Below are 26,876 nucleotides of genomic sequence, written 5' to 3'. Positions count from 1 at the left end.
AAGGGGGAGTGATGCGGAGATCCATCGTGGCCGTCGCGACGGCCCTCGTCGCGGTCGTCGGGGCTGCCGCCCCGGCCCGGGCCGAGTCGTGGACGGTGCGCGACCGGGCCGGTGACGTCCCCGACACGGGCTACAGCGACATCCAGAGCGTGACGGTGGTCCACCGTGCGGAGACCCTCGACGTCAGTGTGTCCTTCGCCGCCGCCGGCGGGATCGTCAACGCCTTCGTGGACACCGACCGCACGGACCGGGGTCCGGAGTTCCGCATCCGGCTCCGGTGGCGGGGCGACGACTTCGTCGGCGAGGTCTTCGCCGTCGAGCGGTGGCGCACCCCGATCGGTCCGGGCAACCGGGTCGCATGTGCCGGCCTGGAGACCCACACCGGCTACCGGCTTCCCGACCTCGCCGGCGTGACGGTGCCGCGCGCCTGCCTGCGCGCGCACGGCGTGGTGCCCCGGGAGCTCCGCGTGGCGGTCCGCTCGTGGCTCCTCGAGGCCGACGGGTCGCCGGTCGACATCGACTGGGCGCCGAGCCGTCGGTCCTTCCCCGCTGCATGGGTCGCCTCCGCCTGAGCCAGCGGGCATCGGTGGGGCCGGTGCGTGGGCACCGTTAGGCTGGCCCTGACGATCCCCTGACGCCTTTCGAGGAGCCTCGCGATGCCCATCGCCACCCCTGAGAAGTACGCCGCGATGCTGGATGCCGCGAAGTCCGGCTCCTTCGCCTACCCGGCGATCAACGTGTCGTCCTCGCAGACCCTCAACGCGGCCCTGCAGGGCTTCGCCGAGGCGGGCTCGGACGGCATCATCCAGGTCTCCACCGGTGGCGCGGAGTACCTCTCCGGTCCGACCGTCAAGGACATGGTCACCGGCTCGCTCGCCTTCGCGGCGTACGCCGCCGAGGTCGCGAAGAACTACCCCGTCAACATCGCGCTCCACACCGACCACTGCCCCAAGGACAAGCTCGACGGGTTCGTCCGTCCGCTGCTCGCGGCCTCGACCGAGCGCGTGAAGAACGGCGGCCTGCCGTACTTCCAGTCGCACATGTGGGACGGCTCGGCCGTGCCGCTCGCCGAGAACCTCCAGATCGCCGAGGAGCTGCTCGCCCTCTGCAACGCAGCGAACGTCGTCCTCGAGATCGAGGTCGGTGTCGTCGGCGGCGAGGAGGACGGCGTCGAGAACGAGATCAACGAGAAGCTCTACACCTCGCCCGAGGACGCCGTCGCCACCATCAAGGCGCTCGGCTCCGGCGAGAACGGCCGCTACCTGACCGCGCTGACCTTCGGCAACGTCCACGGCGTCTACAAGCCGGGCAACGTCAAGCTGCGCCCGGAGGTGCTGCTGCACGCGCAGGAGGCCGTCAAGGAGCTCACCGGCAAGGACCGGGCCTTCGACTTCGTCTTCCACGGCGGCTCGGGCTCGCTGCCCGAGGAGATCTCGGCCGCGGTCGACTACGGCGTCATCAAGATGAACGTCGACACCGACACGCAGTACGCCTTCACCCGCCCGGCGGTGGACTTCATGATGAAGAACTACGACGGCGTCCTCAAGGTCGACGGCGAGGTGGGCAACAAGAAGGCCTACGACCCCCGCGCCTGGGGCAAGCTCGCCGAGGCGGGCATGGCGGCCCGGGTCGTCACCGCCTGCGAGAACCTGCGCTCCGCCGGTACGTCGATCGGCTGATCCCGCCGAGACGGGCCTCGCGTGTCCGGGTGGCGTCAGTCGACGAGCACGGGTGCCGCTCCGGGCACCGCGGCCTTCGGACGGATCAGCAGCAGCGCAGCCGCGAACCCCAGCAGCAGGACAGCAGGCGTGACCAGCAGCGACTGACCCATCGACGTGCTGAAGTGGTCGAAGAAGACCGCCTTCTGCTCCGCTGTCGCCTGCGCCATCTGGGCCAGGGCCTTGGTGTCGGTCGGGTCGAAGGCGACGTTGTTGGCCGACAGGCGCGCATCCATCAGGACGGCGATGGCAGCCGAGCCGAGCACGGCACCGATCTGGCGCGAGGCGTTGTAGACGCCGGCGCCGGCGCCGGCGAGGTGCAGCGGGAGGTTGCGGGTGGCGGTCGCCGTGAGCGGTGCCCAGATGCAGGCCGAGCCGCAGCCCATCAGTGCCATCGGGATCAGCAGGACGGCGTACTTCGCGTCGGGGGCGAGGCCGAGGGCGAGCCAGAGCATCGCACCCGCGAGGGTCGCGAAGCCGACCGCGATGAGGTTGCGCGGGTGCACCCGGTCGGTGAGCCTGCCGACGCCCGGAGCGAGCAGGATCGACATGAGCGCCATCGGCACCAGGAGCAGGGCTGCGTGGGTCGGGTTGAGGCCGCGCACGACCTGGGCCCACAGCATGAGCGGGAAGCCGATGGCGGTGAACGCGAAGCTGACGGTTGCGATGCCGAGGTTGGCCAGCGAGAAGTTGCGGTCGCCGAAGAGGCCCAGGGGCACCAGCGGCTCCGCCTTGTTGCGTGCCTGCCAGAGGACGAACAGGGCGAGCACGACGAGGCCGCCGCCGATCATCAGCGGCACGCTCACGAAGCCGGTGACGGTGCCCCAGTCGTAGCGGTGACCCTCCTGGATGCCGAACACGAGCAGGAACATGCCGACGCCGCTCAGGACGACGCCGAGCCAGTCGAAGTGGTGGTCGTGCGTCTGCAGGCGGGGCACGAGGCGGAACGCGAGCACGAGACCGATCAGGCCGACCGGCACGTTGACGAAGAAGATCCAGCTCCAGTCCAGGCTGTCGATCAGCACGCCGCCGAGCAGCGGGCCCACGAGCAGCGCGACGCCGGCGGTGGCGCCCCACAGCGCGGTCGCCTGGCCGCGGCGCTCGGCAGGGAAGATGCGCGTGATGATCGCCATCGTCTGCGGCGTGATCATCGAGGCGCCGAGGCCCTGCACGATCCGCGCGACGACCAGCGACTCGACCGAGCCGGCGAGGCCGCACCAGAGGCTCGCAGCGGTGAAGACGGCGAGACCGATCATGTAGAGGTTCTTCGGACCGAACCGGTCGCCGAGTCGCCCGGTGATCAGCACGGGCACGGCGTACGCGAGGAGGTAGGCCGAGGTCACCCAGACGACGGAGTTCACCTCCGCATGGAGGTCCTCGATGATCGCGGGCGTCGCGACCGAGACGATGGTCGTGTCGACCATGATCATGAAGAAGCCGAGCACGAGCGCCCAGAGGGCCGGCCACGGGTCCTTCGTGGGCGGTGTCTGGACGGCGCTGTCCTGAGAAGTCATGGGCTCATCCAAGCACCGGCCACTGACATGCGGATCCTCCCGCAGGAGGAATGTCGGCGGGGCGTGGCAGGGTGTGGGCCATGGATCTCCTCGCCGGCCCCGACCCCGTCCACCTGCCCGACGACCCCGCGGCCGTCGAGCTCGCACAGGGTGCCGAGCCGATGGACGTCACCCGTCGCCACCCCGCCTCGCCGACGGCCTGGGCGGCGCTGGCCGTCGCCGCCCGCGACGCCGGGGCACCGGACCTCGCGGTCTACGCCTACGCCAGGGTCGGCTACCACCGTGCGCTCGACCTGCTGCGCCGCAACGGCTGGCGCGGCAACGGACCGGTCCCGTGGGAGCACGAGGCCAACCGCGGCTTCCTCCAGTGCCTGGCGCTGCTCGCGGAGGCCGCGCGCGTCATCGGGGAGGACGAGGAGTGGCAGCGCTGCGCGGAGTTCCTGCGCAGCAGCAGCCCCACGGCGTACGACGTGCTGCTGGACGACTGAGCTCAGGCGGAGAGCAGGCTCCGCACCTTCTCCGCACCCAGCGCCACGATCAGCGTGGGCAGGCGCGGGCCGCGCTCGGCCGAGACCAGCAGGTTGTAGAGCAGCGTGAAGAAGGCCTTCTGGTCGGCCTTGACCTGCTCGGTCGGCTGGTCCTCGAGCGCCAGCCCGGCGGCCAGCTTGGGAACGCCGTAGACCAGGGTGGTGACCTCGTCGAGCTCGAGCTCCCCGGTCGGCAGGTGCTCCAGCAGCAGCGAGAGCCACTGCTGCTCCGTGGCGCCCAGGGAGCCGAGCAGCTCGACATCGGCAGACTCGCGGACGATCGTGCGCTCTGACTCCGGGACGAACTCCTCGGTCCAGTTCATGGCGCGGCCCAGGCGGGGCTCGAGGTCGGCGACCGAGTCGTGGGCGTAGCCCACGTGCGACACGATGCGCGAGATCTGCTCGGCGGAGCCGGCGGTGACGTCGGCGACGCCGGAGAGCACCCGGAAGGGCACGGTCACGGGCGACACGGGAAGGACACCGGCCGACGAGGTCGACACGGCCCGCTCCCAGGCGAGGACGGCGCCGTCGCGCTTCTCCGGGTTGGCGGCCTTCTTGCCGAGCGCGTCCCACTCGTCGTACAGGCGGACGACCTCGGGGCCGAAGTCGATGGTGAAGGCCTGCTTCGGCTGCTTGCGTGCGTAGAGCCAGCGCACCATCGGGGCCTCGAGGACCTTGAGTGCGTCGGCGGGGATCGGCACACCGCCCGAGGACGACGACATCTTCTGCATGCCGGCGAAGCCGACGAAGGCGTAGGCGACGTACGCCGGGGCACGGCCGCCGAAGACCTCGGAGACGAGCTCCTTGCCGACGGTGTACGACGAGCCGGGCGTCGAGTGGTCGAGGCCACCGGGCTCGAAGTTGACGCCCTCGAAGGCCCAGCGCATCGGCCAGTCGACCTTCCAGACCAGCTTGCCGTTGTCCTCGGTGGCGAGGTTGGTCGAGCCCTCGAAGCCGCACGAGGTGCAGGTGTAGGCGAGGTCATGGGTCTCGTCCGAGTAGGACGACACCGACGTGGTGTCCTTGCCGCACCGGCCGCACCACGGCTTGTACGGGAAGCGGTCCAGGTCCTCGGCGGCAGCGACCGAGTCGGCCAGGGCTGCGGCCTCCTGCTCGTCCTCGACCTCGGCGGCCTGCTGGCCCGGCTTCGTCCGGTACGTCGCGAGCACGCGCTCGATCGCGTCGCGGTTCGCGACGGCGTGGAGGATCCGGTCGCGGTAGGCGCCCGAGCGGTACATCTCGGTCTGGGAGATCTCCTCGACCTCGACGCCCATCTCCTGCAGGGCAGCCCGCAGCGGAGCCTTGAAGTGCTCGGCCCAGTTGTCGTGGCAGCCGAACGGGTCCGGGACAGCCGTCAGCGGCTTGCCGATGTGCTCGGCCCACTCCGGCGGGATGCCCGCGCCGACCTTGCGGTAGCGGTCGAAGTCGTCCCACGAGTGGAGGTGGCGGGTCTTCACGCCGCGGCGGCGGAGCTCCTCGGCCACGAAGTGCGGGGTGAGGAACTCGCGCAGGTTGCCGAGGTGGATCGGGCCCGAGGGGGAGGCGCCGGAGGCCACGGTGACGAGCCCCCCGCCCTCGACGTACGCCGCCATCGCAGCCGGGTCGCCGGAGCCCGCCGCGTGCCGGATCGCGTCGTCCGCGGCGCGGGTCACCCAGTCCGTGGGCTCCTGCTGCTTGCCGCCTCGTGCCATCGCTGCCCGCTCCCTACCGCATTCCATCGCCAAGTCCGTGCCCGTGAGCGCTCACGTGCAGGCCGAAACGCTACCGGAGTCACACCCACGCTCGACCAAAGTCGCTCCCGCTGAACTTTGGGGACTGCAACGATATGGGCATTCCCGATCTCCAAAGGAGCGCCCACCCATGGCATCCCTGCTCTACCGCCTCGGCAAGACGGCGTACCGCCGCTGGCCCTTCTTCCTCGTCGGCTGGCTGCTCGTCATCGGTGTCGTCGGTGGTGTCGCCGGCACGATGAGCAAGCCCTTCTCCGACGCCTTCACGATCCCGGGCCTGGAGTCCGTCGAGGCATCCGAGAAGCTGCCCGAGCTGATGGACGGCGCCCAGTCGCCGACGGAGGCGGCCTCGATCGAGGTCGTCGTCGCGGCGCCGAAGGGCCACGCCCTCACCGAGAAGAAGTACGCCGACGACGTGACGCAGCTGACCAGCGCGCTCGGCGCGCTGGACAAGGTCCCGGACCAGATCCCGTACCTGTGGACCCCGGCCCAGGCGAAGGCTGCGGCTCCCGCCACCGCGAAGGCGTTGGGCGTCTCCGTCGACCAGGCCGCCGCCATCCTCCAGGCACAGCTGGCCGCGCAGCCCTCGCTCTCCGCTGACGGCCGCATCGGCCTCATCTCGACGACCTTCCAGGTGAAGTCCGTCGCCGACGTCACGCCCGCGATGCAGACCGAGGTGCTCGACACCGCGGCGAAGGTGGCGAAGGCGACCGGCCTCCAGATCGAGGTCCGCGGCGCGGGCATGCAGGCCGCCGGTGGCGCCAACGCGACCGCCGAGCTCGTCGGCATCGCGATCGCGCTCGTCGTCCTGGTCCTCACCTTCGGTGCCCTCGTGGCCGCCGGTCTCCCGATCGTCACCGCGATCATCGGTGTGGCCCTCGGCAGCATCGGCATCACCGCGCTGACGGCGTTCACCGAGCTGCCGTCCTCGACCCCGATGCTCGGCATGATGATCGGCCTCGCGGTCGGCATCGACTACACGCTCTTCATCCTCAGCCGCTACCGCAGCGAGCTCGAGCACACCGATGACCGTGAGGAAGCCGCCGGCCTGGCGGTCGGCACCGCGGGGTCGGCCGTCGTCTTCGCCGGCCTGACCGTGATCATCGCGCTGGCGGCGCTGACCGTCGTCGGGATCCCCTTCCTGGGCTGGATGGGCATCGGTGCCGCGATCACCGTCACCGTCGCGGTCCTCGTGGCCCTGACGCTGCTGCCGGCGCTGCTCGGCATGCTCAAGTCGAAGGCGTTCGGCGGCCGCGTGCGCCGCTACGTCCCGCGGCGCGACGCCGACGGTGCGGTGCTCAACAACGGCGTCCGCTTCGCCCGCCTGATCGGGCGCAAGCCGGTCGTCTGGGCGCTCGCCGTCGTCATCGCGCTCGGCGCCGTCGCCCTGCCCTTCAAGGACCTCCACCTCGGCATGCCGGGTGACGCCACGGCGCCTGCCGACAGCTCGCGCTACCAGGCGGTCCAGCTGATCGAGGAGGGCTTCGGGCCCGGCCGGCTCGACCCGATGATGCTGGTCGTCGACGCCCGCGGCCTCACCGGAGACGCGGCGAGCAAGCAGGCGGCGTACACGAAGGTGGCGGACTGGGCGCGCTCGCTCGACGGCGTCGCCCGCGTGGTCGCCCAGCCGGGCACCGACAAGGGTGCGGTCATCCTGATCGAGCCGAAGACCGGCCCGGACGACGCCGCCACCGACGCGCTGCTCAAGACGATCCGCGCCGGCGAGCCGGCGGTGGAGAAGGAGACCGGTGTCGACCTCGCCGTCACCGGCACCCAGCCGGTCATGGCCGACATCTCCGACAAGCTCAACAGTGCGCTCGTGCCCTACCTGGCGGTCGTCATCGGCCTGGCGTTCCTCCTGCTGATGCTGGTCTTCCGCTCGCTGCTGGTGCCGCTGACGGCGACCGCGGGCTTCCTGCTCTCGGTGCTGGCGACGCTCGGTGCGACGGTGGAGGTCTTCCAGAAGGGTGCGTTCGGGCTCTTCCCGGAGCAGCCGATCGTCAGCTTCATCCCGATCTTCCTGATCGGCGTGGTCTTCGGTCTGGCGATGGACTACCAGGTCTTCCTGGTGACCCGGATGCGGGAGGCACACGTTCACGGCGCCTCGACGCGGGAGGCCGTCGTCGACGGGTTCCGCAACAGTGCCCGGGTCGTGACGGCGGCGGCCGTGATCATGGCCGCGGTCTTCTCCGGCTTCATCCTGATGGACGACGTGATCGTGAAGTCGATGGGCTTCGCACTCGCCCTGGCGGTGCTGTTCGACGCCTTCGTCGTGCGGCTCGTGCTGATCCCGGCGCTGATGTACCTGCTCGGCGAGAAGGCCTGGTACCTCCCGGCCTGGCTCGACCGGATCCTGCCCAACGTCGACGTCGAGGGCGAGAAGCTCGAGCGCCGGTCGATCACGCGTCACGACGACGACCTGGACGAGGGCGACCGCGTCCTGGCCGGCGTCTGACCCCGAGACCACGACGGCCCCGCACCCTCCCCGACGCGGGGCCGTCGTGCTGCGTCAGGCCCTCGGGCTCAGGGCAGCAGCAGGGAGTACGCCGACGGCACGATGCGCCAGGTCCGCGCCGTGACCGGGCCCTCGAGCTCGCCGTCCGCGGAGCACCAGAAGCCCTCGCCGCGGACGGTGACGGTCCGGCCGGTCACGTGCACGACGCGGTCGTTGCCCGGGTGCCTGCCGACGGCGAGCTGCGCGGCGTACCCGATGCGGGAGAGGGGGCCGAGAGGCTTGGTGAGCACGACGTCGACGACGCCGTCCTCGGGGTCGGCATCCGGGTTGATCGGGGCGCCGCCACCGACCCGGGGGCCGTTGCCCAGGGCGACCATCAGCGTGGGCTCCGCGGGGTCGGCGAGGACCTGGTCGTCGACGACGACGCGCAGCCGGACGGTCGGCGGGCGCACGGCCGTGACCAGTGCGCCGAGCGGGTAGCCCAGGCGCCCGAGGCCGACCGTGCCGAGGCGCTCCTTCGCGGCGGCGCCGATCCGGCTGGCCGCGGCACCGGCGCCTGCGTGCACGTTGTTGACCACCACCTCGCCGCGGTCGTCGACGAGGAGCGCGACCGGGGTCGGCGTACCGGAGAGGAGGGTGCGGGCAGCCTCCTCGATGTCGAGGGGGACGCCCGTGCCCCGGGCGAAGTCGTTCCCGGTGCCGAGCGGCAGCAGGCCCAGCGTGCGCCCGGCGAGGTCGCCGCGGCTGTGGAGCGCGCTGACCACGGCATGCAGCGAGCCGTCGCCGCCGGCGACGACCACGATCCGGTCCCCGGCCGTCGCCAGGACGGCGTCGAGCTCGTCCGGCGACGCGGTGGTCACCAGCTCCACGGCGGCCCCCTTGCCCAGCACGAGGAGGGCGCGGTCCAGGGTGGCGCGGTCCGCGGTGCCCGCGGCGGCGTTCGCCACGACGAGGAGTGAGGTCATGCCGGCAAGGTTGCCAGCGGTCCCCACGGTCATGCGTGGAAACCCCGTGTTCGGGGCCGGTTTGGTAACGTGTGGCCGCAAGAGCCCCGGTCTTGCCGGGGCTCGAAGCGTTTCTGGACCGGACACTGCACTACCTACAAGTACTCACATGCGTCGAGCAGCCGCCTCTGGCGGAGGGACTCCGTAGGACAAGGAGCACCACATGCCAGCGATCGTGGTTCTGGGCGCCCAGTGGGGCGACGAGGGCAAGGGCAAGGCGACCGACCTGCTCGCCACCACCGACCCCATCGACTACGTCGTCCGCACCTCGGGCGGTCACAACGCGGGCCACACCATCGTGGTCAACGGCGAGAAGTACGCCACCCACCTGCTGCCCTCCGGCATCCTGACGCCCGGCGCGACCTCGGTCATCGCCAACGGCGTCGTCGTCTCCCCGGAGGCGCTCTTCCGCGAGCTCGACGGGTTGATCGAGCGCGGTGTCGACGTGGCCAACCTGGTCGTGTCCGCCAACGCGCACGTCATCGCCAGCTACCACGCGACCATCGACAAGGTCAGCGAGCGGTTCCTCGGCAAGAACATGATCGGCACCACCGGTCGCGGCATCGGCCCGGCGTACGCCGACAAGGTCAACCGTGTCGGCATCCGCATCGCCGACCTCTTCGACGAGGAGGTGCTGCGCCAGAAGGTCGAGGCCGCCCTCGACCTGCGCAACCACGTCCTCACCAAGGTCTACAACCGTCGCGCGATCGAGGTGGACGCGGTCGTCGCCGAGCTCACGTCGTACGCCGAGCGGCTGCGGCCGATGGTGGCCGACACCTCGCTGCTGCTCAACAAGGCGCTCGACGAGGGCAAGACCGTCCTCTTCGAGGGCGCCCAGGCGACGATGCTCGACGTCGACCACGGCACCTACCCGTTCGTGACCTCGTCGTCGCCGATCGCGGGCGGTGTCTGCACCGGCGCCGGCATCGGCCCGACCCGCATCGACCGGGTCATCGGCGTCATCAAGGCCTACACGACGCGCGTCGGCTCGGGCCCGTTCCCGACCGAGCTCTTCGACGAGGATGGCGCCAACCTGCAGCGCATCGGCGGCGAGATCGGCGTCTCGACCGGTCGCACCCGCCGCTGTGGCTGGTACGACGCCGTCATCGCCCGCTACTCGGCGCGGGTCAACGGCCTGACGGAGTTCTTCCTGACCAAGCTCGACGTGCTCGACAGCTGGGAGCGGATCCCCGTCTGCGTGGCGTACGAGATCGACGGGGAGCGCGTCGAGGAGATGCCGATGACGCAGACCGAGTTCCTGCGCGCGAAGCCGATCTACGAGTACTTCGACGGCTGGCAGACCGACATCTCCGGCTGCCGCACGTTCGAGGAGCTCCCGGAGAACGCGCAGGTCTACGTCCGTGCCCTGGAGAAGCTCTCCGGTGCGCCGTTCTGGGGCATCGGCGTGGGCCCGGGCCGCGAGCAGACGATCGTCCCGCCCCGCGACTGATCACCCTCCCGCCGAGACGGGGCCTGTGCCGGGCACAAGCCCCGTCTCGGCGCGGCACAGGCCCCGTCTCGGCGCGGCACAGGCCCCGTCCCGGCGCTACTGGGGGCTGACGACCCCTGCGTCGAAGGCGTAGACGATCGCCGCGGCGCGGTCCCGCAGGTCGAGCTTGGTGAAGATCCGTCCGACGTGGCTCTTCACGGTCACCTCGGAGATGACCAGCTCGTCGGCGATCTCGCCGTTGGAGAGGCCACGACCCATCAGGCGGAGCACGTCGATCTCGCGTGCGGTGAGCTCGTCGGGGGTCACGCCGGCCGTCGCCAGGCCGGTGCCGTCGCGGTAGGCGGCGAGCACGCGCTGGGTCACGGCCGGGTCGAGCAGCGCCTGGCCGGCAGCGACCGCGTGGACCGCGCGGACCAGGTCCTCGGCGGGAGAGTCCTTCAGCAGGAACCCGGCGGCTCCGGCCCGCAGGGCGCCCGAGAGCAGCTCGTCGTCGTCGAACGTGGTCAGCACGAGCACGGGCGGTGACGCAGGCGTCGCGGCCAGGCGCCGGGTCGCCTCGATGCCGTCGACCCGCCGCATGCGCAGGTCCATGACCACCACGTCCGGCTGGAGCGCCTCCACCGCAGCCGGCACCTCGTCGCCGTCGCCGCACTCGCCGACGATCTCGAAGCCGTCCTTGCGGCGCAGGATCCGGCGCAGGCCGGAGCGGACCAGCTCCTGGTCGTCGACCAGCAGCACGCGAACGTCGTTCATCGGCTCTCCGTCACGCCGGAGCCCAGCGACTGCAGGCTCCTCATCGTCAGTCCCTTGGCCGGGAACCCGAGCCGGCACCGGAGGTTGGCGGGGGTCTGCAGGTCGACGAGCCACCCCTGGTCGGCCGGCCCCGCCGTCAGCGTGCCGCCGAGCTGGCGTGCCCGCTCCTCCATGCCCCGGATCCCCGCGCAGTCGGCACCCGCGGACCCCGCCGGCGCGGCGAGGGAGTTCCAGACGCGCACCCGCTGCCGGGTCCGGCGTACGTCGACGACGACGCGCGCGGACGCGTCCGGGGCATGCTTCGCGACGTTGGCCAGCGACTCCTGGACGATCCGGTAGAGGCCGAGGCCGACGGACGGCGTGACCAGCGCGGGGTCGCCGGTCAGGTCGAGCGTGACCCGCAGCCCGGCGTCGGCGAACTGCTGTACGAGCGCCGGGATGTCCCGGGCGTCGGGCGTCGCGTGCACCTCGCCGGCGACCACGCCGAGGAGCCCGACGGTCTGGCGGATGTCGGCCATCGCCTGGCGGCCGGTCGACTCCGCGTCGCGCAGCGCGTCGGTGGCCTCGCCGAGGTCGACGTCCTCGTCCTCGAGGGAGCGTCGCGCAGCCGAGAGGTGCAGCAGGGTCACGGAGAGTGAGTGGGCGATGACGTCGTGGACCTCACGGGCGATGCGCTGCCGCTCGGCGAGGACGGCGCGCGACTGCCGGTCGCTGGCGGCACGCTCCTGCTCGTCGATGCGCAGCTGCTGGAACCGCATGATGAAGCCGATGTCCCAGCCGATCACCAGCGTGGTCAGCCAGAAGCCGACGCCCGGCAGGTGCCCGGTGACGCTCAGGCCCACGAACGTCGCAGCCATCAGAGCGACGCCGATCGCGCTGTCGACGAAGCGCTCCAGCGAGCCGAGGTGGCCGGCGAGCATGACGAGCGCGAAGAGGGCGAAGTCGTAGTCGACGGGGTAGAGCACCGTCAGGGCGCCGACCGGTGCCGTCGCGATGACCACCGTGGGCAGCCACGGCAGGCGTCCGCCGAGTGCGTCGACGAGCCAGGGGAGCGAGGCCACGGCGACGAGGCCCCACGCGGGCAGCACGGCGTCCTGCCCGGTGCGCTGGACGATCGCGGCGACGAAGGCGAACGTGCTGGAGACGTACATGACCGCCGGGATCCACCAGACGAACTGCGGGTAGCCCTGACGCGCCCACCGGTCGGCGAGCGTGGCGATGAGGGCCCGTGCAGTCACCGCTCCAGCGTAGGGGCGCAGCAGGGGTGGACACATCCGCCCGTGGGAGGAGCATCACGTCGGTTTGTCCGCCTTCGGGAGGACCTGGAGAACCCGTCCGTGGAACGCTGTGTCACACGCAGTCGGCTCCGTAGCGTCCGGGACATCGAGCCGTCCCCGACAAAGGAGTCGTCATGAACGCCTGGGAGATCCACCACCGTCGCACCGCAGCCCTGCGCGACGTCGTCACGGAGCTGGACGCAGGTGCCGACCTCCCGTGGTCGGACGCCCTGGCTGCCCTCTTCGGTGACCGCGCCGGCCTCCTCGTGGCGCTCCACGACTCCTTCGCCCGCCGCGTGACCGGCCGGATCGAGCTCGCCCTCGAGCTCCACGACCTGCCGGGAGCCTCGGTCGCCGAGGCGTGGCAGGCCGTCGTGACAGAGCTGCCCGGCATCCACCGCATCCTGCGTGCGTACGCCGACGAGCCGGCCCTGGCCCGCCCCGACGCCAACCTGCACCGGACCGTCGCGGTCGCGGCCGGCCTCGCCTCGCTCGGCGCCCCGGTCGGGATCGCGGCGGACGCCGGTCGGGCGTTCGTCGCCAACGCAGCCCACATCGACGTCCCCGCCCGCCGTGACGGCTGGCTGCGGGAGCGCCTCTCGTTCCGACTCATGAAGGCGAGTGCCTGAGCACATGGAGAACGTCGCCCGCCTGGCCGTGCGCCGCGCGCCGTTGGTCATCCTCCTGTGGCTGGCGGTGATCGTCGGCCTCAACACCGCGGTCCCGCAGCTCGAGGACGTGATCGCGCGCGACAACACGGCGTTCGTGCCGGGCTCGGCAGCCTCGATCGCGGCGTACCGCCACATGGACGACGCCTTCGGCACGGGCACGACGAACTCCGTCGTCTTCGTCGCGGGCGAGCGCACCGGCGGGCTGACGGCCGCCGACCGACGCTGGTTCGGCGAGCTCGCGCAGCGGATCCGCGCGCAGGACACGGACGTCACGCAGGTCGCCGACCTAGGGTCGGAGCAGATCTGGAAGGGCACGGTCAGTCGCGACGGCGAGGCGGTCTACCTGCAGGTCGGCTTCCCCGGCCAGGTCGGCACGCCGCAGAGCGCGCGCGAGATCCACGAGCTGCGCGACACGGTGGCGGCCCACGTCCCCGACGGGCTCTCCGTGGCGGTCACCGGTCCGGCGGCGACGATCACGGACACCCAGGACACCATCGAGCACGACCTCGGCCGGATCACGGCCATCACGCTCGGTCTGATCGCGGTCATCGTGCTGCTGCTCTACCGGTCCTGGGCGACGCTCGGCGTCATCCTCGGCTTCATCGGCGCCTGCCTGGGTGCTGGCCGCGGCATCGCCGCGACGGCGGGCCACCTGGGCTGGTTCCACGTCTCGACGTTCACCGCGTCGATGCTGACCGCGATCGTGCTCGGTGCGGCCACCGATTACGCGATCTTCCTGCTGAGCCGCTTCCACGAGCTGCGCCGCGAGGGACACGAGCCGAGGGAGGCGGCCGAGATCGCCACCCGCCGCGTCGGCTCGATCATCGTCGGTTCCGCCGTCACGGTGGTCCTCGCGACGGCCGCGATGGGCCTGGCCCAGATCGGCTTCTTCAACACGGTCGGCCCGGCGATCGCGCTGGCGGTCACGCTCTCGCTCTTCCTCAGCCTCACCCTGCTGCCGGCCGTCATCGCGCTGCTGGCCCCGCGCGGCTGGCTCGATCCGCGGCCAGCCCGGGGCGGCGCCGGTGGCGCCAGCTGGGCCGGCGTCGCGGCGTACGTCGTGGCGAATCCCGCCAAGGTGCTGGCCCTCGGGCTGCTGCCGCTGGTGCTGCTGGCCTCGGTCTTCCCGCTCATGGACCTCGGCTACGACCAGCGCCGCGTGCAGCCGCACGACACCGAGAGCAACATCGGCTACCGGTTGCTCGCCGACCACTACCCGGCCAACGAGGTGCTCGCCGACTACGTGCTGATCACGAGCGACCACGACATGCGCAACGCCCGTGACATCGCCGCGATCGAGCAGGCGGCCGGATCGGTCGCCCGGCTCCGGGGCGTGCAGTCGGTCCGCACCATCTCGCGCCCCCTCGGCACGCCGATCAAGCAGGCCTCGCTCGGCTACCAGATGGGCGTCGCGGGCAAGCGCCTCGGCAAGGCCTCCGACCAGGTCACCTCCGGTGTGAAAGACGCCTCGCGCCTCGACCGCGGCGCTGCGGCGCTGAGCAGCGGTGCCGGCCGGGTCGCGTCCGGCGCCTCGCGTGCCGTCGACGGCGCCGATCGCCTGCTCGCGGGTGCCGATGAGCTGTCGAGCGGCCTGTCCCGCCTCGCCGCCGGCGCCGACGACGCCCACGCGGGGTCGGCACGGCTGCGCGCGGGAGCTGCTCGCCTGGCCGACGGCCTCGAGGACGGACTCGCCAACGCGCAGCTCGCGGTCGACGGCCTCGGCATGGCCTACGACGCGCTCAAGACCAGGAGCCTCACCTGCAACGTCGACCCGGCCTGCCGCAAGGCGCGCGACGGGATCTACCAGATCTGGGTGGGCGAGCGTGACCAGCTGATCCCGGGCCTGCGCGACGCCGTCGCCGGCGCCCGGGCGATCGCCGACGGGTCGACGGACCTGGAGAGCGGGCTGGCCCGGATCCAGGCCGGCCTCGACAAGGCAGACGCCGGCGCCGCGCAGCTGCGGGCCGGCCAGGCCACCATGGCCGACAAGCTCGGTGACCTCTCCGACGGCGCCGGCAAGGTCGCCGACGGTGCGGGCCGGGTCGCCGACGGCACCGGCCAGATCGCGGGCAGGATGGGCGACCTGGGCACCGGTCTGGGTGACGCGTCGGCGTACCTCTCGACGACGGCGCGGGCGACCGGCGACACCTCGGTCGGCGGCTTCTACCTGCCGCCCGCAGCGTTCAACGACAAGCGCTTCGCGCTGGCCCGCGGACTCTTCATGAGTGCGGACGGTCACGAGGCGCGCATGGTCGTGGTCGGCGCGACGGACGCCTTCGGCAACGCCTCCCTCGACCGCACGCGCCTGCTCCGGACGACCACGCAGGACGCCCTCTCCGATGGCCCGCTCGCCGGGGCGAGCGTCGAGTCGGCCGGCATGCCGTCGAGCCTCGACGACATCCGCCACCTGTCGACGAACGACTTCCGGCTCGTCGCCGCGATCGCCCTGGCCGTCGTACTGCTCGTGCTGCTGGTCCTGCTGCGCAGCGTCGTCGCGGCCGTCTTCCTTCTCGGCACGGTCGTGCTCTCGTACGCCGCCGCGATGGGCCTCGGCACCCTCGTCTGGCAGATCCTGCTGGACAAGCCGCTGGACTGGTCGGTGCCGTCGGTCGCGTTCGTGATCCTCGCCGCCGTCGGTGCGGACTACAACATGCTGCTGATCAAGCGGATCCACGAGGAGGCACCGGACGGCTCGCCTGCCGGCGTCGCCCGGGCTCTGGCCGTCACCGGCTCCGTCATCACGGCGGCCGGCCTGATCTTCGCTGCCAGCGTCTTCGCGATGATGTCCGGTCACGTGGTCACGCTGATGCAGGTCGGGTTCACGATCGGCATGGGCCTGCTGCTGGACACCTTCGTCGTGCGGACACTCGTCGTACCGGCGTTCGCGGCGCTCGTCGGCCCGCGGCTGTGGTGGCCGGCAGCACCGAGGGCGCACTGACACGTAGAATCCCGCGCTTGTGAAGACCCTCGTCATCGGCACCGGCGGCCGTGAGCACGCGCTCGCGCTCGCCCTCTCGCGCGACCCCCAGGTGAGCGAGGTGCACGCTGCCCCCGGCAACCCGGGCATCGGCGCGATCGCCACGCTCCACGACGTCGACCCGATGGACGGCGCCGCCGTGGCCGCCCTGGCGGTCTCGATCGGGGCCGACCTCGTCGTCATCGGTCCGGAGGCGCCGCTGGTCGCAGGCGTCGCCGACGCGGTGACGGAGGCCGGCATCGCCGTCTTCGGCCCGTCGAAGGAGGCCGCCCAGCTCGAGGGCTCCAAGGCGTTCTCCAAGTCCGTGATGGAGGCGGCTGGCGTCCCCACCGCTCGCTCCTTCACGTGCACGACCCCCGAGGCGGCGGCGGAGGCGCTCGACACCTTCGGCGCGCCGTACGTCGTCAAGGACGACGCGCTCGCGGCCGGCAAGGGTGTCGTGGTGACCAACGACCGGGCCGAGGCGCTGGCCCACGCGGAGGCCTGCGGCCGGGTCGTCATCGAGGAGTTCCTCAAGGGCCCGGAGGTCTCCGTCTTCGCGGTCTGCGACGGCGCCACGGCGTACGCGCTCCAGCCGGCGCAGGACTTCAAGCGGATCTTCGACGGTGGCCGTGGTGGCAACACCGGCGGCATGGGCTCCTACAGCCCGCTGCCGTGGGCCCCCGCCGACCTGCGTGACATCGTCATCGCGACCGTCGTCCAGCCGACGCTCGACGAGATGGCCCGCCGCGGCACGCCGTTCCGTGGCTGCCTCTACGTCGGCCTGGCGCTCACCGACGCGGGGCCGCGCGTCATCGAGTTCAACGTGCGCTTCGGCGACCCGGACATCCAGCCCGTCCTCGCGCTCATCGAGTCCGGCGTCGGCGAGCTGCTGCACGCCGCGGCCGAGGGCCGGCTCCACGAGGTCGAGGCGCCGGTCTTCAGCGACGGAGCCGCGGTCACCGTTGTCCTCGCCTCGGCCGGCTACCCGGAGTCGTCGTCGAAGGGCGACGTCATCTCCGGCGTGGGCAACGCCAACGGTGTGGCCGACGTCGACGTGATCCACGCCGGCACCGAGATCGTCGCCGCCCCCTCGGAGGCGGAGCCGGACCACAAGCACCTCGTGACCGCCGGTGGCCGCGTGCTCGCCGTGCGCGCCACGGGCTACGACATCGCCGACGCCCGTGCGCGCGCCTACGCCGCCGCCGACCTGATCACGTTCCCGGGCATGCAGCGTCGTTCCGACATCGCCGCCGAGCCGCTCGGCGTCATCGAGGGCGCCGCCGTCCTCGAGGGCTGAGGAGCGCGGCCGCGAGTCGGGTGCGCCCGTTGATGCTGGGTGCGGAGGCCAGCGCGCTCGACTCGGTTCGGACGTGGCGCTGACGCGTGGGAGAATCTTCCACCGTGACTGTGCCTAACGTTCTCGCGACCCGCTACGCCGCCGCCGACCTGGCCTCGATCTGGAGCCCCGAGCACAAGATCGTCCTCGAGCGCCAGCTCTGGATCGCGGTCATGAAGGCCCAGAAGGACCTCGGCATCGCGATCCCCGACGGCGTCATCGAGGCCTACGAGGCCGTCGTCGACAAGGTCGACCTCGACTCCATCGCCGCGCGTGAGCGGGTCACCCGCCACGACGTGAAGGCGCGCATCGAGGAGTTCTGCGCGCTGGCCGGTCACGAGCACATCCACAAGGGCATGACCTCGCGCGACCTCACCGAGAACGTCGAGCAGCTCCAGGTCATCTCCTCCCTCGCGATCATCCGTGACCGCGCCGTCGCCACGCTGGCCCGCCTCGCGCGCCTGGCCGCGGAGCACGAGACCACGGTCATGGCCGGTCGCTCGCACAACGTGGCTGCCCAGGCCACCACCCTCGGCAAGCGCTTCGCGACCATCGCCGACGAGATGCTGGTCGGCGTCCAGCGCCTCGAGGAGCTCATCGCGCGCTACCCGCTCCGCGGCATCAAGGGCCCGGTCGGCACGGCGCAGGACATGCTCGACCTGCTCGACGGCGACGCCTCCAAGCTCGCCGACCTCGAGGGCCGGGTCGCCGCGCACCTCGGCTTCAGCAACGTCTTCACCAGCGTCGGCCAGGTCTACCCCCGCTCGGTCGACTTCGACACGCTCTCCGCGCTCGTCCAGATCACCGCGGGCCCGTCCAACCTCGCCACCACGATCCGCCTGATGGCCGGCATCGAGCTCGTGACCGAGGGCTTCAAGGAGGGCCAGGTCGGCTCCTCGGCCATGCCGCACAAGATGAACACCCGCTCGTGCGAGCGCGTCAACGGCCTCGCCGTCATCACCCGCGGCTACCTCTCCATGGTCGGCGAGCTCGCCGGTGACCAGTGGAACGAGGGCGACGTCTCCTGCTCCGTCGTACGCCGCGTGGCGCTGCCCGACGCGTTCTTCGCCGTCGACGGCCTCTTCCAGACCTTCCTCACCGTCCTCGACGAGTTCGGCGCGTTCCCGGCGGTCATCCAGCGCGAGCTGGACCGCTACCTGCCGTTCCTCACGACCACCAAGGTCCTGATGAGCGCGGTCCGCAACGGGGTGGGCCGCGAGACCGCCCACGAGGTCATCAAGGAGGCCGCCGTCGGCACCGCCCTCGCGATGCGCCAGGGCCAGGTCGAGAACGACGTCTTCGCCAAGCTCGCCGCCTCCGAGGAGCTCGGCCTGACCCGCGAGCAGATCGACGCGCTGGTCGCCAACCCGATCGAGTTCACCGGTGCGGCCGTCGACCAGGTCAAGGCCGTCGTCGCCAAGGTCGAGGCGCTCGTCGCGCAGCACCCCGAGGCCGCGAGGTACGACCCCGGCGCGATCCTCTGACGCAGCCTCCGGGCCGCTGACACGCGAAGAGCCCCCGACACGCCGTACGCGCGGCATGTCGGGGGCTCTTGCTGTCTCAGGCGGGCTTCACGTCCAGGACGACCTCGAACTCGAGCAGGTCCGCACCGGTGGCGACCGGACGCTTCGGCGCCTCACCGGGGGCGGAGGCGTGCGCAGTGCGCGCGTCGCCGTCGCGCCAGGCGGCGAAGGCCTCCTCCGACTCCCACTGGGTGACGACGAAGTAGCGGTCGTCGCCTGCGGTCGGGCGCAGGAGCTGGAAGCCGAGGAAGCCGGGCGACTTCTCGACCGCGCCGGCCCGGGCGGCGAAGCGCTTCTCGAGCTCGGCGCCGGCCTCGGCGGGGACGTGGATGGCGTTGATCTTCACGACGGGCATGGCGCCAGCCTAGGCAGCAGTGGGACGGCCGCGCCCGTCCTGCCAGCGCAGCTGCCGCTCGCGCACCATGAGGAACGCCGGGAACGCGACGCTGATGGCCACCGTGAAGGTGAGCACCACGTAGATCCAGAGGTGCCGGATGCCGAGCCGGCGCCCCTCCGTCACCATGAAGACCAGCGCGGCGCAGGCGACCGCCACGAGGTCGACGACCACGAAGACGCCCGCCGGCGTCGCCACCGCGTCGGTCAGGAAGTCGGCTGCGCCCCGGCCACTCGCCACGTGCCACACCAGCGCCGCCTGCGTCGCCACCAGCGCGACGATGGCGATCGCAAGGTGGACCCGGCGCTCCACGTCAGGCCGCGACCGGCTCGGCGGAAACCGGCGCGGCCACCGGGCGGCGCTTCGCCCACCGCGTGGTGAGCGTCGCGTGGGCGGCGTACGCCAGCACCAGGCCGACGCCCCACAGGTAGCCGACCATGAACCAGGCCTGCTGCAGCGGCATGCCGTGCACGACCCGCGCGAAGCCGAGGCCGAGGGCGCCGACCGCCGGGCCGGCCAGGCCACCGACGAGGTAGGTCCGCCATGCCGCGTGGGCCGCCACGTCACCGCGGCGGCCGGCGCGCGCCGCCATCCAGCCCAGCCACGAGGTGTGCAGGGCCCACGGGAGTGCGGCGCCGAGGATGACCGGCCAGGGGCCGGCGACGAACCAGCTCGGGTGGGCGGCGTACCAGTCGGTCCGGGCGGCGACGACCGCCAGGACGAGGACACCGAGGGCGCCGGTCGCGGCGGCGACCCGGACCGCGCGGCCCGTGGCGAGCGGGCTGTCCGCGCCGCGCTGTCCGCGCCAGAAGCGGCGGACGTAGACCATCGCGCAGGTGATCAGGAACGCCGCGGCGAACTGGATGCCGAAGAGGTTGTCCATCTCCTTGCCCATGTGGGCGACCGGCTCGACGGAGAGCCACATGGCGCGCAGCCAGCCGGCGGAGCAGATCAGGGCGAAGGCCGCGGTCGCGAGCTCGCGGTGCGCCACGAGGTCGCGGCGACGGATCGAGACGAACGCGAGGATCGCCAGGCCCGCGGTGCCGGCGGCGAGGAGCCACAGCACCTCCTCGAACGCGGGGCCGGAGAAGACCAGGCGCGAGTCCGTCTGCAGCAGGTACGACGAGGCCGTGGCGAAGACGCCGAGGCAGCCGAGGATGAAGACCTTGCCGAGGGTGCGGTGCAGGGCCATGTTGCGACGGCGCAGCCGCTCGGAGAACTGCGAGAGGCCGGTGACCAGCGTGAGCGTCCCGATCGTCGAGTGCAGCCACATCGTCGTGTAGGTGGTCGCGAACGTCGCGAAGTGCGGCGCCGAACCGTCGGCACGGACGTCGTGGCCGGAGCCCAGGCCGAACGCGAAGCGAGGCGAGACGAGGAACTCGAAGACGTGGTCCTGGAGGTTGGGTCCGGACGGGCCGTTCCAGAAGTAGGTCAGGGTCATCGGCGCGTAGAACGCGACCAGGACGGCGAGCACGACGCCTGCCGTGGTCCTTGTGCGTGTAGCGAGGGTGGCCATGCCGCCTCCGTCATAACAGTGAAATATCGACCTGATGAGCGTAGGTGGATCACCGCGTCGCGGACACCCGGCTGCTGGGTGTTCCCGGACACAGTGCGGCCGCCGCGGACTAGGGTCGGCGCGTGACCGCTCCTCTCCGCACCCGCCGCGACGAGCTGACGCGCATCGCGCTCGAGCTCCTCGAGGCGGAGGGGCCCGAGGCTGTCTCCACCCGCAGGGTGGCCGCGGCCTACGGTGCCTCGACGATGGCGGTGTACTCGGAGTTCGGGTCGCTCGGCGGGTTGGTGGCGAGCGTGGTCGACGCCGGCTTCGGGCTCCTGGCTGCGGAGATGGCCACCGTGCCGTCGACCGGGGATCCCGTCGCCGACCTGGTGCAGCTGGGGGAGCGCTACCGCTCCTTCGCCCACGAGCACCCCCACCTCTACCGCGTCATCTACGCGGTCTCGCCGCTGGCGGGCCACCGTCGCGACGGCGCGGAGCTGATGCAGGGCGCCGAGGCCTTCGAGGTCATGCACGCCGTCGTTCGCCGGGCCTACCGCGACGGACGCCTCTCCGTGGGTACGCCGTACGCCGCTGCGCTGCAGCTGTGGATCTCCTGGCACGGGCTGGTCGTGGCGGAGCTCGCCGGCTACGTCGACGCGATGCCGGCGCCTCCCGAGCCGCTCGTCGCCTCGTGGATGCGGGCGCTCGCCGTCGGCCTGGGCGACGACGCGGAGGCGGCTGCGCGGTCGATCCCGTTCACCGCCTGACTTCCGTGCCACGATGCGTCCATGCCGTCGTTCTCGCTGCAGCCCGTGACCGACGCCGACTTCGAGGTCGGCCGCCCGTTCACCCATCGCTTCACGGTCCGCACCAGCCGCTCCGCCGACGAGGTCTTCCGCGAGCTCCACGGCAGCCGCCCGCTGCACTGGTGCACGGGCCTGAAGCGGGTCACGTGGAAGACAGGCAAGCCCTTCGGCGTCGGCACCGAGCGCGAGGTGCGTGCTGCCAACGGCCTGCTGGGGCAGGAGCGCTACTTCCTCTGGGACGAGGCGACCCGGGTGACGGCGTTCACCGTCGAGTCGGCCAACATCCCGCTGCTGCGCCGCTTCGGCGAGCGCTACACGGTCACACCCCTGTCCGACGGCGGGTGCGAGTTCCTCTGGGAGTTCGTCGTCGAGCCGAAGGTGCCGGGCCCGCTGCAGGGCCTGGTCCTCGGCCTGGTCAGGCGCCTGGACCTGGCCCGGCTCGAGAAGGACACCCGCGCCTACTTCCCTGCCTGAGCCTCGTCGCCCGCGCGCAGATAGGCTGCGCGCATGCTGAACATCCCCGAGGCCCCGGCGATCGAGGGCACCACGCACCTCCACTCCGGGAAGGTCCGCGACCTCTACCGGATCGACGAGGGCGCGTACGCCGGCAACCTGCTGATGGTGGCCAGCGACCGCATCTCGGCGTACGACTTCGTGCTGTCGTCGACGATCCCCGACAAGGGCGAGATCCTCACGCGCATGTCGCTGTGGTGGTTCGACCAGCTGCAGGAGATCGCGCCCAACCACCTGGTCTCGACCGACGTCCCGGATGTCGTGAAGGGGCGCGCGGTCATCGTGCAGAACCTCGAGATGTTCCCGGTCGAGTGCGTCGCCCGTGGCTACCTGACCGGCTCCGGCCTCGGTGACTACAACGCGACCGGCGAGGTCTGCGGCATCAAGCTCCCCGCAGGCCTGGTCGACGGCAGCCGGCTCGACGAGCCGCTCTTCACGCCCGCCACCAAGGCCGAGGTCGGCGACCATGACGAGAACGTCTCCTATGAGGCCGTCGCCGCGACGGTGGGCGAGAAGGCGGCGGCCGCGCTCAAGCACCAGACGCTGCTCGTCTACAAGCGCGCCGAGGCGATGGCCCGCGAGCGCGGCATCATCCTGGCCGACACGAAGTTCGAGTTCGGCACGCTCAAGGACGGCACGCTCGTGCTGGCCGACGAGGTGCTGACGCCCGACTCCAGCCGCTTCTGGCCGGCCGCGGAGTGGAAGCCGGGCCAGACCCAGCCGAGCTTCGACAAGCAGATCGTCCGCAACTGGCTCACTTCGCCCGACTCGGGCTGGGACAAGTCGTCCGGTGAGCAGCCCCCGGCTCTCCCGCAGGAGGTCATCGACCTCACCCGCGCCAAGTACGTCGAGGCGTACGAGCTGCTGACGGGCGAGAAGTTCTGACCTGACCCCGCGCGGCCCACGGCCCGGATCTCCTTGGCAGCAAGGGGATCCGGGCCGTCGTCGTTCCCGTCGGGTGTGATGAGCGCCGCGTTCCGCGTGGGTATCCGCGTCGCCCTGTAGCGCTTATCTTGTTACGCGGTGCGGATCGCACCGGATAACTCTGCAGAGGGCAAGGAGCTGGGAATGGCCGAGGCGTACGCCGGCAACACGGTCGACGCGCGTGACGCGATCACGCCGATGCGGGACTACGGGTTCTTCGCGAAGGACTCGGTCGCGCGCCGGGTCTGGATCTACCCGACGTCGTTCCTGATCGGGTTCTCGCGGGCGGTGACGATCGAGCACCTCGACCCGCACCTCGCGGCGGCGGTCATCGCCTCGGGCCAGGTCAAGCAGCGCACGCCGCTCCGCTTCGACCGGACCATGCAGTACTTCGCCACGATCCTCTACGGCGACGCCCAGTCGGTGCTCAAGTCCTCCGACATCCTGATGAAGGTCCACCAGCGGGCCATCGGCGTCGACCCGGTCACCGGCCAGCAGTTCGCGGCCAACAACCCCGAGTCGCAGAAGTGGATCCACCTGACCGCGTGGCACTCGATCCTGATCTCCTACGAGATGTTCGGCCCGGGCAAGCTGTCGGAGGAGGAGGAGCTGGAGTACTGGCGCGAGTGCGCCGTCGCCGCGGCGTTCCAGACCATCGACGTCGACAGCCTGCCGCGCACGCGTGCCGAGGTGGCCGCGTACTTCGAGGAGTTCCGCCCGAAGATGGTGGCCTCCGAGGGCATGCTCGACATGTTCGACTTCCTCGTCGACATGCAGCTCTCCTCGCTGCCGAAGTGGGTCCCGTGGAACATCCGCTGGACCGTCAACACCTTCACCAGCCGCGCCGTCCTCGCGACCATGCCGCAGTGGATGCGCGAGATGGGCGGCCGCCCGCAGGGCCGTGCCACCGACCTCGCCGCGATCGTCGCCCTCAAGCCGATCCTGCTCACGATCCACCTGCTCCCGCCGGTGCTGAAGCTCAAGATCGTCAAGGCCATGACGCCGCGCACGATGCCGATCGTGGCGCCGTACGTCAACGGTGTGAAGCCGCTCAACGAGAAGGTCTGGGAGAACGCCGAGGCGCGCGCCGAGTTCGGGTTCCTGCGCACCCCGCGCGAGATCTGGGCAGAGCAGGTCGAGGCCCGCAAGGCTGGCAAGATCAAGGGTTACGAGAAGAACCACAAGGACGAGATCATCGCCTTTGACACCGTCGGCGAGGCCGGCGGCACGATCCGTAACCGCGAGCAGAAGGACAAGGTCGCCCGATGACCGCCGAGGCTGTGTACGACATGACCCCCGCGACGCCCGCCGAGCTCGACGCCGCCGTGGCGCAGCTCGCCACGGGCATCGCCACCTGGGCCGAGATGGAGCTGCCGGCGCGGGCCGAGCTGCTCCGGGCGACCCAGAAGACGATCGCGGCCGAGGCCGGCGCGTGGGCCGGCGCGGCCTCCGCCGCCAAGGGCGTCCCGTCCGGCTCCTACGAGGGCGAGGAGTGGATGAGCGGCCCGGCCGCCACCGCGCCGATGTTCGCCGAGTACGCCACGTCGCTCGAGAAGCTGGCCGCCGGCAAGTCCCCGATCGACGGACTGAAGCTCTCCACGACCGCGACCGGTCAGACCAAGGTCCGGGTGCTGCCCGAGGACCTCAAGGACAACCTGCTCTTCAACGGCTTCGTCGCCGAGGTCTGGCTGAAGCCGGGCATCAGTGCCGAGCAGGCGAAGGCCTCCGCCGGCCTCGGCGCGAAGGCCGAGCACCAGAACGGCGGCGTCGGCCTCGTCCTCGGTGCGGGCAACATCTCCGCGATCGCGCCGCTCGACGCGGCGTACGAGCTGGTCGCCTTCAACCGCGCCTCGGTCATCAAGCTGAACCCGACGTTCCAGCACCTGAAGCCGGTCTACGACCGCGCGCTCGCGCCGCTCATCGAGGCGGACCTGGTCCGCGTCGTCAACGGCGGCGCCGAGGTCGGCGGCTACCTCACGAACCACCCCGACATCGTCCACGTGCACATCACCGGCTCGGCCCGCACCCACGACGCGATCGTCTGGGGAGTCGGCAAGGACGCCGAGAAGAACCGCAAGGCCGGCACCCCGCAGCTCGCCAAGGAGATGACCTCCGAGCTCGGTGGCGTCTCGCCGATCATCGTGGTCCCCGGCTCGTGGGCCAAGAGCGACCTCGTCTACCAGGCGGAGCACGTCGTCACGCAGCGCCTGCACAACGCCGGCCACAACTGCATCGGTGGCCAGGCCCTGCTGATCTCCGCTGACTGGGACCAGAAGGACGCCTTCCTCGACGCCATCCGCACGGTCCTGCGCGAGATCACCCCGCGCGCGCCGTGGTACCCCAACGGCCAGGCCTCGATCGAGCGCGCCAAGGCGACCTACGGCGACGCGGCGGAGCAGGTCGGCAGCTGCACCCTCGTGACGCTCGGCGAGGACAGCCCGACCGAGCTGTACGACGGCGAGTACTTCGCCGCCGTCCTCGGCATCACCGAGCTGCCCGGCCTGGGCGCGGACTTCCTCGCCAACGCGGTGGCGTTCTCCAACGACCGCCTCGACGGCACGCTCGGCGCCTCGATGATCGTGCACCCCCGCGACATCAAGAAGATGGGCGCCCGCTTCGACGAGCTCGTGGCCGCGCTGCGCTACGGCGCGGTCGGCATCAACGTCTGGAGCGGCATCGCCTTCCTCCTCGGCGGTGCGACGTGGGGCGCCTTCCCGGGCCACACGCTCGAGCAGGTCGGCTCCGGCATCGGCGTCGTCCACAACACGCACCTGATCGCCGACTCGGAGAAGACGGTCGTCCGTGGCCCGTTCCACCCGTTCCCGGTCTCCTACCTCAAGGGCGAGTTCACCATGGCGCCGACGATGCCGTGGTTCGTCACGGCGAAGACGGCGGCGAAGTCCGGCAAGGCGCTCGCGGCGTACGGCGGCAAGCGCTCGTGGGGCAACCTGCTGAAGATCTTCCCGCCCGCGCTGCGCGGCTGAAAGGTTCATCGCTGAAGAATTCAGGGGGCACGCGTGGCAGACTGCCGCGCGTGCCCCCTGCCGCTTTCCCCGACGAGCCGGTCCGCGACGGCCGCAACAGGCGCTGGGACGCCCATCGCGAGGAGCGGCGTCGCCTGATCCTCGACGCCGGTGCCGCCGTGGTCGAGGACTCGCCGGTCGGGGCCGAGCTCACCCTCCAGGACGTCGCCGAGCGCGCGGGACTGGTCCGCACGGTCGTGCAGCGCCACTTCGGCGGCCGGGTGCAGCTGGTGCGCGCCGTCCAGGCAGACGTGCTCGAGCGGGCGTTCTCGCTGATCACCGGCCCGGTCGACTACCGCGGCACCCTGCGCGAGGTCGCGTCGCACATGATCGGCATCGCGGTCGAGTGGGTCGACGCCCATCCGGCGCTCCACGGCCTGGTCGAGCGCGAGCTGGGCGACGGCGAGGTCAGCGAGCTCAACCGGATCATCGCGACGTACGCCGACTTCCTCTCCGGCATCCCGCGTGGCGTGGCGGCGGCCCGCGGCATCGAGCTCTCCGACGAGTCCATGGCCGAGATGCACCTGGTCTTCGCCGGGATCATCGGCCAGGTCCGCGCGACCATCGGCCACTGGATGACGCAGGAGCCGCGGCTCGTTCCGCGGGAGCGGGTCGTCGCGGTCCTCTCCGACGCGATCTCGGCCCAGATCGCCGAGCGCGCGCAGTCCTACGGCCTCGACCTGAACGTCGACACGCCCCTGCTTCCCCCGGCGTGAGGCCGTCCCGGCTTCCTTCGTCGCCGTAGTAAGTGGTGCGCGCCGTCTCGGACAATACGGATCCGCTGGCGCGTGCGGTGGGTCA

23 protein-coding genes are annotated in these 26,876 nt (G+C 71.5%); 15 read left to right on the top strand and 8 right to left on the bottom strand.

Features of this window, described 5'->3' with window-relative positions; all coding sequences use genetic code 11:
• The first annotated feature begins 11 nt into the window (after window positions 1-11).
• Window positions 12-572 carry a hypothetical protein gene (locus tag Q5722_RS06085; protein ID WP_305027314.1) on the top strand — a complete coding sequence of 187 codons (561 nt, stop codon included), beginning with the start codon at window positions 12-14 and terminating at the stop codon, window positions 570-572.
• An 84-nt stretch (window positions 573-656) separates the two neighbouring features.
• The gene (gene fbaA / locus Q5722_RS06080) at window positions 657-1,679 is read left to right on the top strand and encodes a class II fructose-bisphosphate aldolase (RefSeq protein WP_305027313.1); all 1,023 of its coding nucleotides are present in this window, start codon (window positions 657-659) and stop codon (window positions 1,677-1,679) included.
• 35 nt (window positions 1,680-1,714) lie between these two features.
• Here the strand turns inward: fbaA and Q5722_RS06075 are convergent, their stop codons facing one another.
• Window positions 1,715-3,232 (bottom strand): DHA2 family efflux MFS transporter permease subunit, encoded by a 1,518-nt coding sequence (locus tag Q5722_RS06075; protein ID WP_305027312.1) that lies wholly within the window; start codon window positions 3,230-3,232, stop codon window positions 1,715-1,717.
• A gap of 80 nt (window positions 3,233-3,312) precedes the next feature.
• On the opposite strand from Q5722_RS06075, the gene Q5722_RS06070 reads away from it, so the two are divergent.
• Window positions 3,313-3,720 carry a DUF3151 domain-containing protein gene (locus Q5722_RS06070; protein ID WP_305027311.1) on the top strand — a complete coding sequence of 136 codons (408 nt, stop codon included), beginning with the start codon at window positions 3,313-3,315 and terminating at the stop codon, window positions 3,718-3,720.
• Between the two features lie 2 nt (window positions 3,721-3,722).
• Here the strand turns inward: Q5722_RS06070 and lysS are convergent, their stop codons facing one another.
• Entirely contained in the window at window positions 3,723-5,450 is a 1,728-nt protein-coding gene (lysS, locus tag Q5722_RS06065; RefSeq protein ID WP_305027310.1) for a lysine--tRNA ligase, read from the bottom strand.
• A gap of 169 nt (window positions 5,451-5,619) precedes the next feature.
• On the opposite strand from lysS, the gene Q5722_RS06060 reads away from it, so the two are divergent.
• On the top strand, window positions 5,620-7,944 hold the full coding sequence (locus Q5722_RS06060; protein WP_305027309.1) for an MMPL family transporter: 2,325 nt from the start codon (window positions 5,620-5,622) through the stop codon (window positions 7,942-7,944).
• 68 nt (window positions 7,945-8,012) lie between these two features.
• Here Q5722_RS06060 and Q5722_RS06055 read toward each other — a convergent pair whose 3' ends face one another.
• Window positions 8,013-8,909, bottom strand: a complete 897-nt coding sequence (locus Q5722_RS06055) for a diacylglycerol/lipid kinase family protein (RefSeq protein WP_305027308.1) — start codon at window positions 8,907-8,909, stop codon at window positions 8,013-8,015.
• 202 nt (window positions 8,910-9,111) lie between these two features.
• On the opposite strand from Q5722_RS06055, the gene Q5722_RS06050 reads away from it, so the two are divergent.
• Window positions 9,112-10,398 carry an adenylosuccinate synthase gene (locus tag Q5722_RS06050; RefSeq protein ID WP_305027307.1) on the top strand — a complete coding sequence of 429 codons (1,287 nt, stop codon included), beginning with the start codon at window positions 9,112-9,114 and terminating at the stop codon, window positions 10,396-10,398.
• Window positions 10,399-10,494: 96 nt separating this feature from the next.
• Here Q5722_RS06050 and Q5722_RS06045 read toward each other — a convergent pair whose 3' ends face one another.
• On the bottom strand, window positions 10,495-11,151 hold the full coding sequence (locus Q5722_RS06045) for a response regulator (protein ID WP_305027306.1): 657 nt from the start codon (window positions 11,149-11,151) through the stop codon (window positions 10,495-10,497).
• Entirely contained in the window at window positions 11,148-12,389 is a 1,242-nt protein-coding gene (locus Q5722_RS06040) for a sensor histidine kinase (RefSeq protein WP_305027305.1), read from the bottom strand. The genes Q5722_RS06045 and Q5722_RS06040 overlap by 4 nt, the downstream gene beginning before the upstream one ends.
• Before the next feature lie 173 nt (window positions 12,390-12,562).
• Between Q5722_RS06040 and Q5722_RS06035 the strand changes: the two genes are divergently transcribed.
• The 4 genes from Q5722_RS06035 (at window position 12,563) to purB (ending at window position 18,878) form a co-directional block, all read left to right on the top strand.
• Complete coding sequence (locus Q5722_RS06035) at window positions 12,563-13,057, top strand: hypothetical protein (RefSeq protein WP_305027304.1); 495 nt, start codon at window positions 12,563-12,565, stop codon at window positions 13,055-13,057.
• Entirely contained in the window at window positions 13,050-16,037 is a 2,988-nt protein-coding gene (locus Q5722_RS06030) for an efflux RND transporter permease subunit (protein ID WP_305027303.1), read from the top strand. The genes Q5722_RS06035 and Q5722_RS06030 overlap by 8 nt, the downstream gene beginning before the upstream one ends.
• A gap of 19 nt (window positions 16,038-16,056) precedes the next feature.
• A complete protein-coding gene (gene purD, locus Q5722_RS06025) occupies window positions 16,057-17,355 on the top strand; it encodes a phosphoribosylamine--glycine ligase (RefSeq protein ID WP_305027302.1) in 1,299 nt (432 codons plus the stop codon).
• 104 nt (window positions 17,356-17,459) lie between these two features.
• Window positions 17,460-18,878, top strand: coding sequence for an adenylosuccinate lyase (gene purB / locus Q5722_RS06020; RefSeq protein ID WP_305027301.1), 1,419 nt, complete (start codon window positions 17,460-17,462; stop codon window positions 18,876-18,878).
• A 76-nt stretch (window positions 18,879-18,954) separates the two neighbouring features.
• On the opposite strand, the gene Q5722_RS06015 is transcribed toward purB, so the two are convergent.
• The 3 genes from Q5722_RS06015 to Q5722_RS06005 are packed head-to-tail and all read right to left on the bottom strand — an operon-like array spanning window position 18,955 to window position 20,827.
• On the bottom strand, window positions 18,955-19,272 hold the full coding sequence (locus Q5722_RS06015; protein ID WP_305027300.1) for an antibiotic biosynthesis monooxygenase family protein: 318 nt from the start codon (window positions 19,270-19,272) through the stop codon (window positions 18,955-18,957).
• Window positions 19,273-19,281: 9 nt separating this feature from the next.
• Window positions 19,282-19,623, bottom strand: a complete 342-nt coding sequence (locus Q5722_RS06010) for a DUF2834 domain-containing protein (protein ID WP_305027299.1) — start codon at window positions 19,621-19,623, stop codon at window positions 19,282-19,284.
• Between the two features lies 1 nt (window position 19,624).
• Entirely contained in the window at window positions 19,625-20,827 is a 1,203-nt protein-coding gene (locus tag Q5722_RS06005) for a DUF2306 domain-containing protein (RefSeq protein ID WP_305027298.1), read from the bottom strand.
• 122 nt (window positions 20,828-20,949) lie between these two features.
• Between Q5722_RS06005 and Q5722_RS06000 the strand changes: the two genes are divergently transcribed.
• The 6 genes from Q5722_RS06000 to Q5722_RS05975 all read left to right on the top strand — a co-directional run bounded on the left by Q5722_RS06000 (window position 20,950) and on the right by Q5722_RS05975 (window position 26,791).
• Window positions 20,950-21,576, top strand: coding sequence for a TetR/AcrR family transcriptional regulator (locus Q5722_RS06000; RefSeq protein ID WP_305027297.1), 627 nt, complete (start codon window positions 20,950-20,952; stop codon window positions 21,574-21,576).
• 21 nt (window positions 21,577-21,597) lie between these two features.
• Window positions 21,598-22,089, top strand: coding sequence for an SRPBCC family protein (locus tag Q5722_RS05995; protein ID WP_305027296.1), 492 nt, complete (start codon window positions 21,598-21,600; stop codon window positions 22,087-22,089).
• Between the two features lie 33 nt (window positions 22,090-22,122).
• The gene (locus tag Q5722_RS05990; protein WP_305027295.1) at window positions 22,123-23,013 is read left to right on the top strand and encodes a phosphoribosylaminoimidazolesuccinocarboxamide synthase; all 891 of its coding nucleotides are present in this window, start codon (window positions 22,123-22,125) and stop codon (window positions 23,011-23,013) included.
• A 138-nt stretch (window positions 23,014-23,151) separates the two neighbouring features.
• The gene (locus Q5722_RS05985) at window positions 23,152-24,321 is read left to right on the top strand and encodes an oxygenase MpaB family protein (RefSeq protein WP_305027294.1); all 1,170 of its coding nucleotides are present in this window, start codon (window positions 23,152-23,154) and stop codon (window positions 24,319-24,321) included.
• A complete protein-coding gene (locus tag Q5722_RS05980; RefSeq protein WP_305027293.1) occupies window positions 24,318-26,036 on the top strand; it encodes an aldehyde dehydrogenase family protein in 1,719 nt (572 codons plus the stop codon). The genes Q5722_RS05985 and Q5722_RS05980 overlap by 4 nt, the downstream gene beginning before the upstream one ends.
• 50 nt (window positions 26,037-26,086) lie before the next feature.
• The gene (locus Q5722_RS05975; protein WP_305027292.1) at window positions 26,087-26,791 is read left to right on the top strand and encodes a TetR/AcrR family transcriptional regulator; all 705 of its coding nucleotides are present in this window, start codon (window positions 26,087-26,089) and stop codon (window positions 26,789-26,791) included.
• Window positions 26,792-26,876 lie beyond the last annotated feature (85 nt).

Origin of the sequence: Nocardioides jiangxiensis (assembly GCF_030580915.1) — a bacterium.
Classification (GTDB): domain Bacteria; phylum Actinomycetota; class Actinomycetes; order Propionibacteriales; family Nocardioidaceae; genus Nocardioides; species Nocardioides jiangxiensis.
The sequence above is the reverse complement of the archived record's forward strand: the minus strand, read 5'-3'. Positions and strand labels throughout refer to the sequence as shown.

Coding starts and splice junctions, on each gene's coding strand:
- Q5722_RS06085 (WP_305027314.1), top strand. CDS start 12: ATGCGGAGATCCATCGTGGCCGTCGCGACGGCCCTCGTCGCGGTCGTC.
- fbaA (WP_305027313.1), top strand. CDS start 657: ATGCCCATCGCCACCCCTGAGAAGTACGCCGCGATGCTGGATGCCGCG.
- Q5722_RS06075 (WP_305027312.1), bottom strand. CDS start 3,232: ATGACTTCTCAGGACAGCGCCGTCCAGACACCGCCCACGAAGGACCCG.
- Q5722_RS06070 (WP_305027311.1), top strand. CDS start 3,313: ATGGATCTCCTCGCCGGCCCCGACCCCGTCCACCTGCCCGACGACCCC.
- lysS (WP_305027310.1), bottom strand. CDS start 5,450: ATGGCACGAGGCGGCAAGCAGCAGGAGCCCACGGACTGGGTGACCCGC.
- Q5722_RS06060 (WP_305027309.1), top strand. CDS start 5,620: ATGGCATCCCTGCTCTACCGCCTCGGCAAGACGGCGTACCGCCGCTGG.
- Q5722_RS06055 (WP_305027308.1), bottom strand. CDS start 8,909: ATGACCTCACTCCTCGTCGTGGCGAACGCCGCCGCGGGCACCGCGGAC.
- Q5722_RS06050 (WP_305027307.1), top strand. CDS start 9,112: ATGCCAGCGATCGTGGTTCTGGGCGCCCAGTGGGGCGACGAGGGCAAG.
- Q5722_RS06045 (WP_305027306.1), bottom strand. CDS start 11,151: ATGAACGACGTTCGCGTGCTGCTGGTCGACGACCAGGAGCTGGTCCGC.
- Q5722_RS06035 (WP_305027304.1), top strand. CDS start 12,563: ATGAACGCCTGGGAGATCCACCACCGTCGCACCGCAGCCCTGCGCGAC.
- Q5722_RS06015 (WP_305027300.1), bottom strand. CDS start 19,272: ATGCCCGTCGTGAAGATCAACGCCATCCACGTCCCCGCCGAGGCCGGC.
- Q5722_RS06005 (WP_305027298.1), bottom strand. CDS start 20,827: ATGGCCACCCTCGCTACACGCACAAGGACCACGGCAGGCGTCGTGCTC.
- Q5722_RS05995 (WP_305027296.1), top strand. CDS start 21,598: ATGCCGTCGTTCTCGCTGCAGCCCGTGACCGACGCCGACTTCGAGGTC.
- Q5722_RS05990 (WP_305027295.1), top strand. CDS start 22,123: ATGCTGAACATCCCCGAGGCCCCGGCGATCGAGGGCACCACGCACCTC.
- Q5722_RS05980 (WP_305027293.1), top strand. CDS start 24,318: ATGACCGCCGAGGCTGTGTACGACATGACCCCCGCGACGCCCGCCGAG.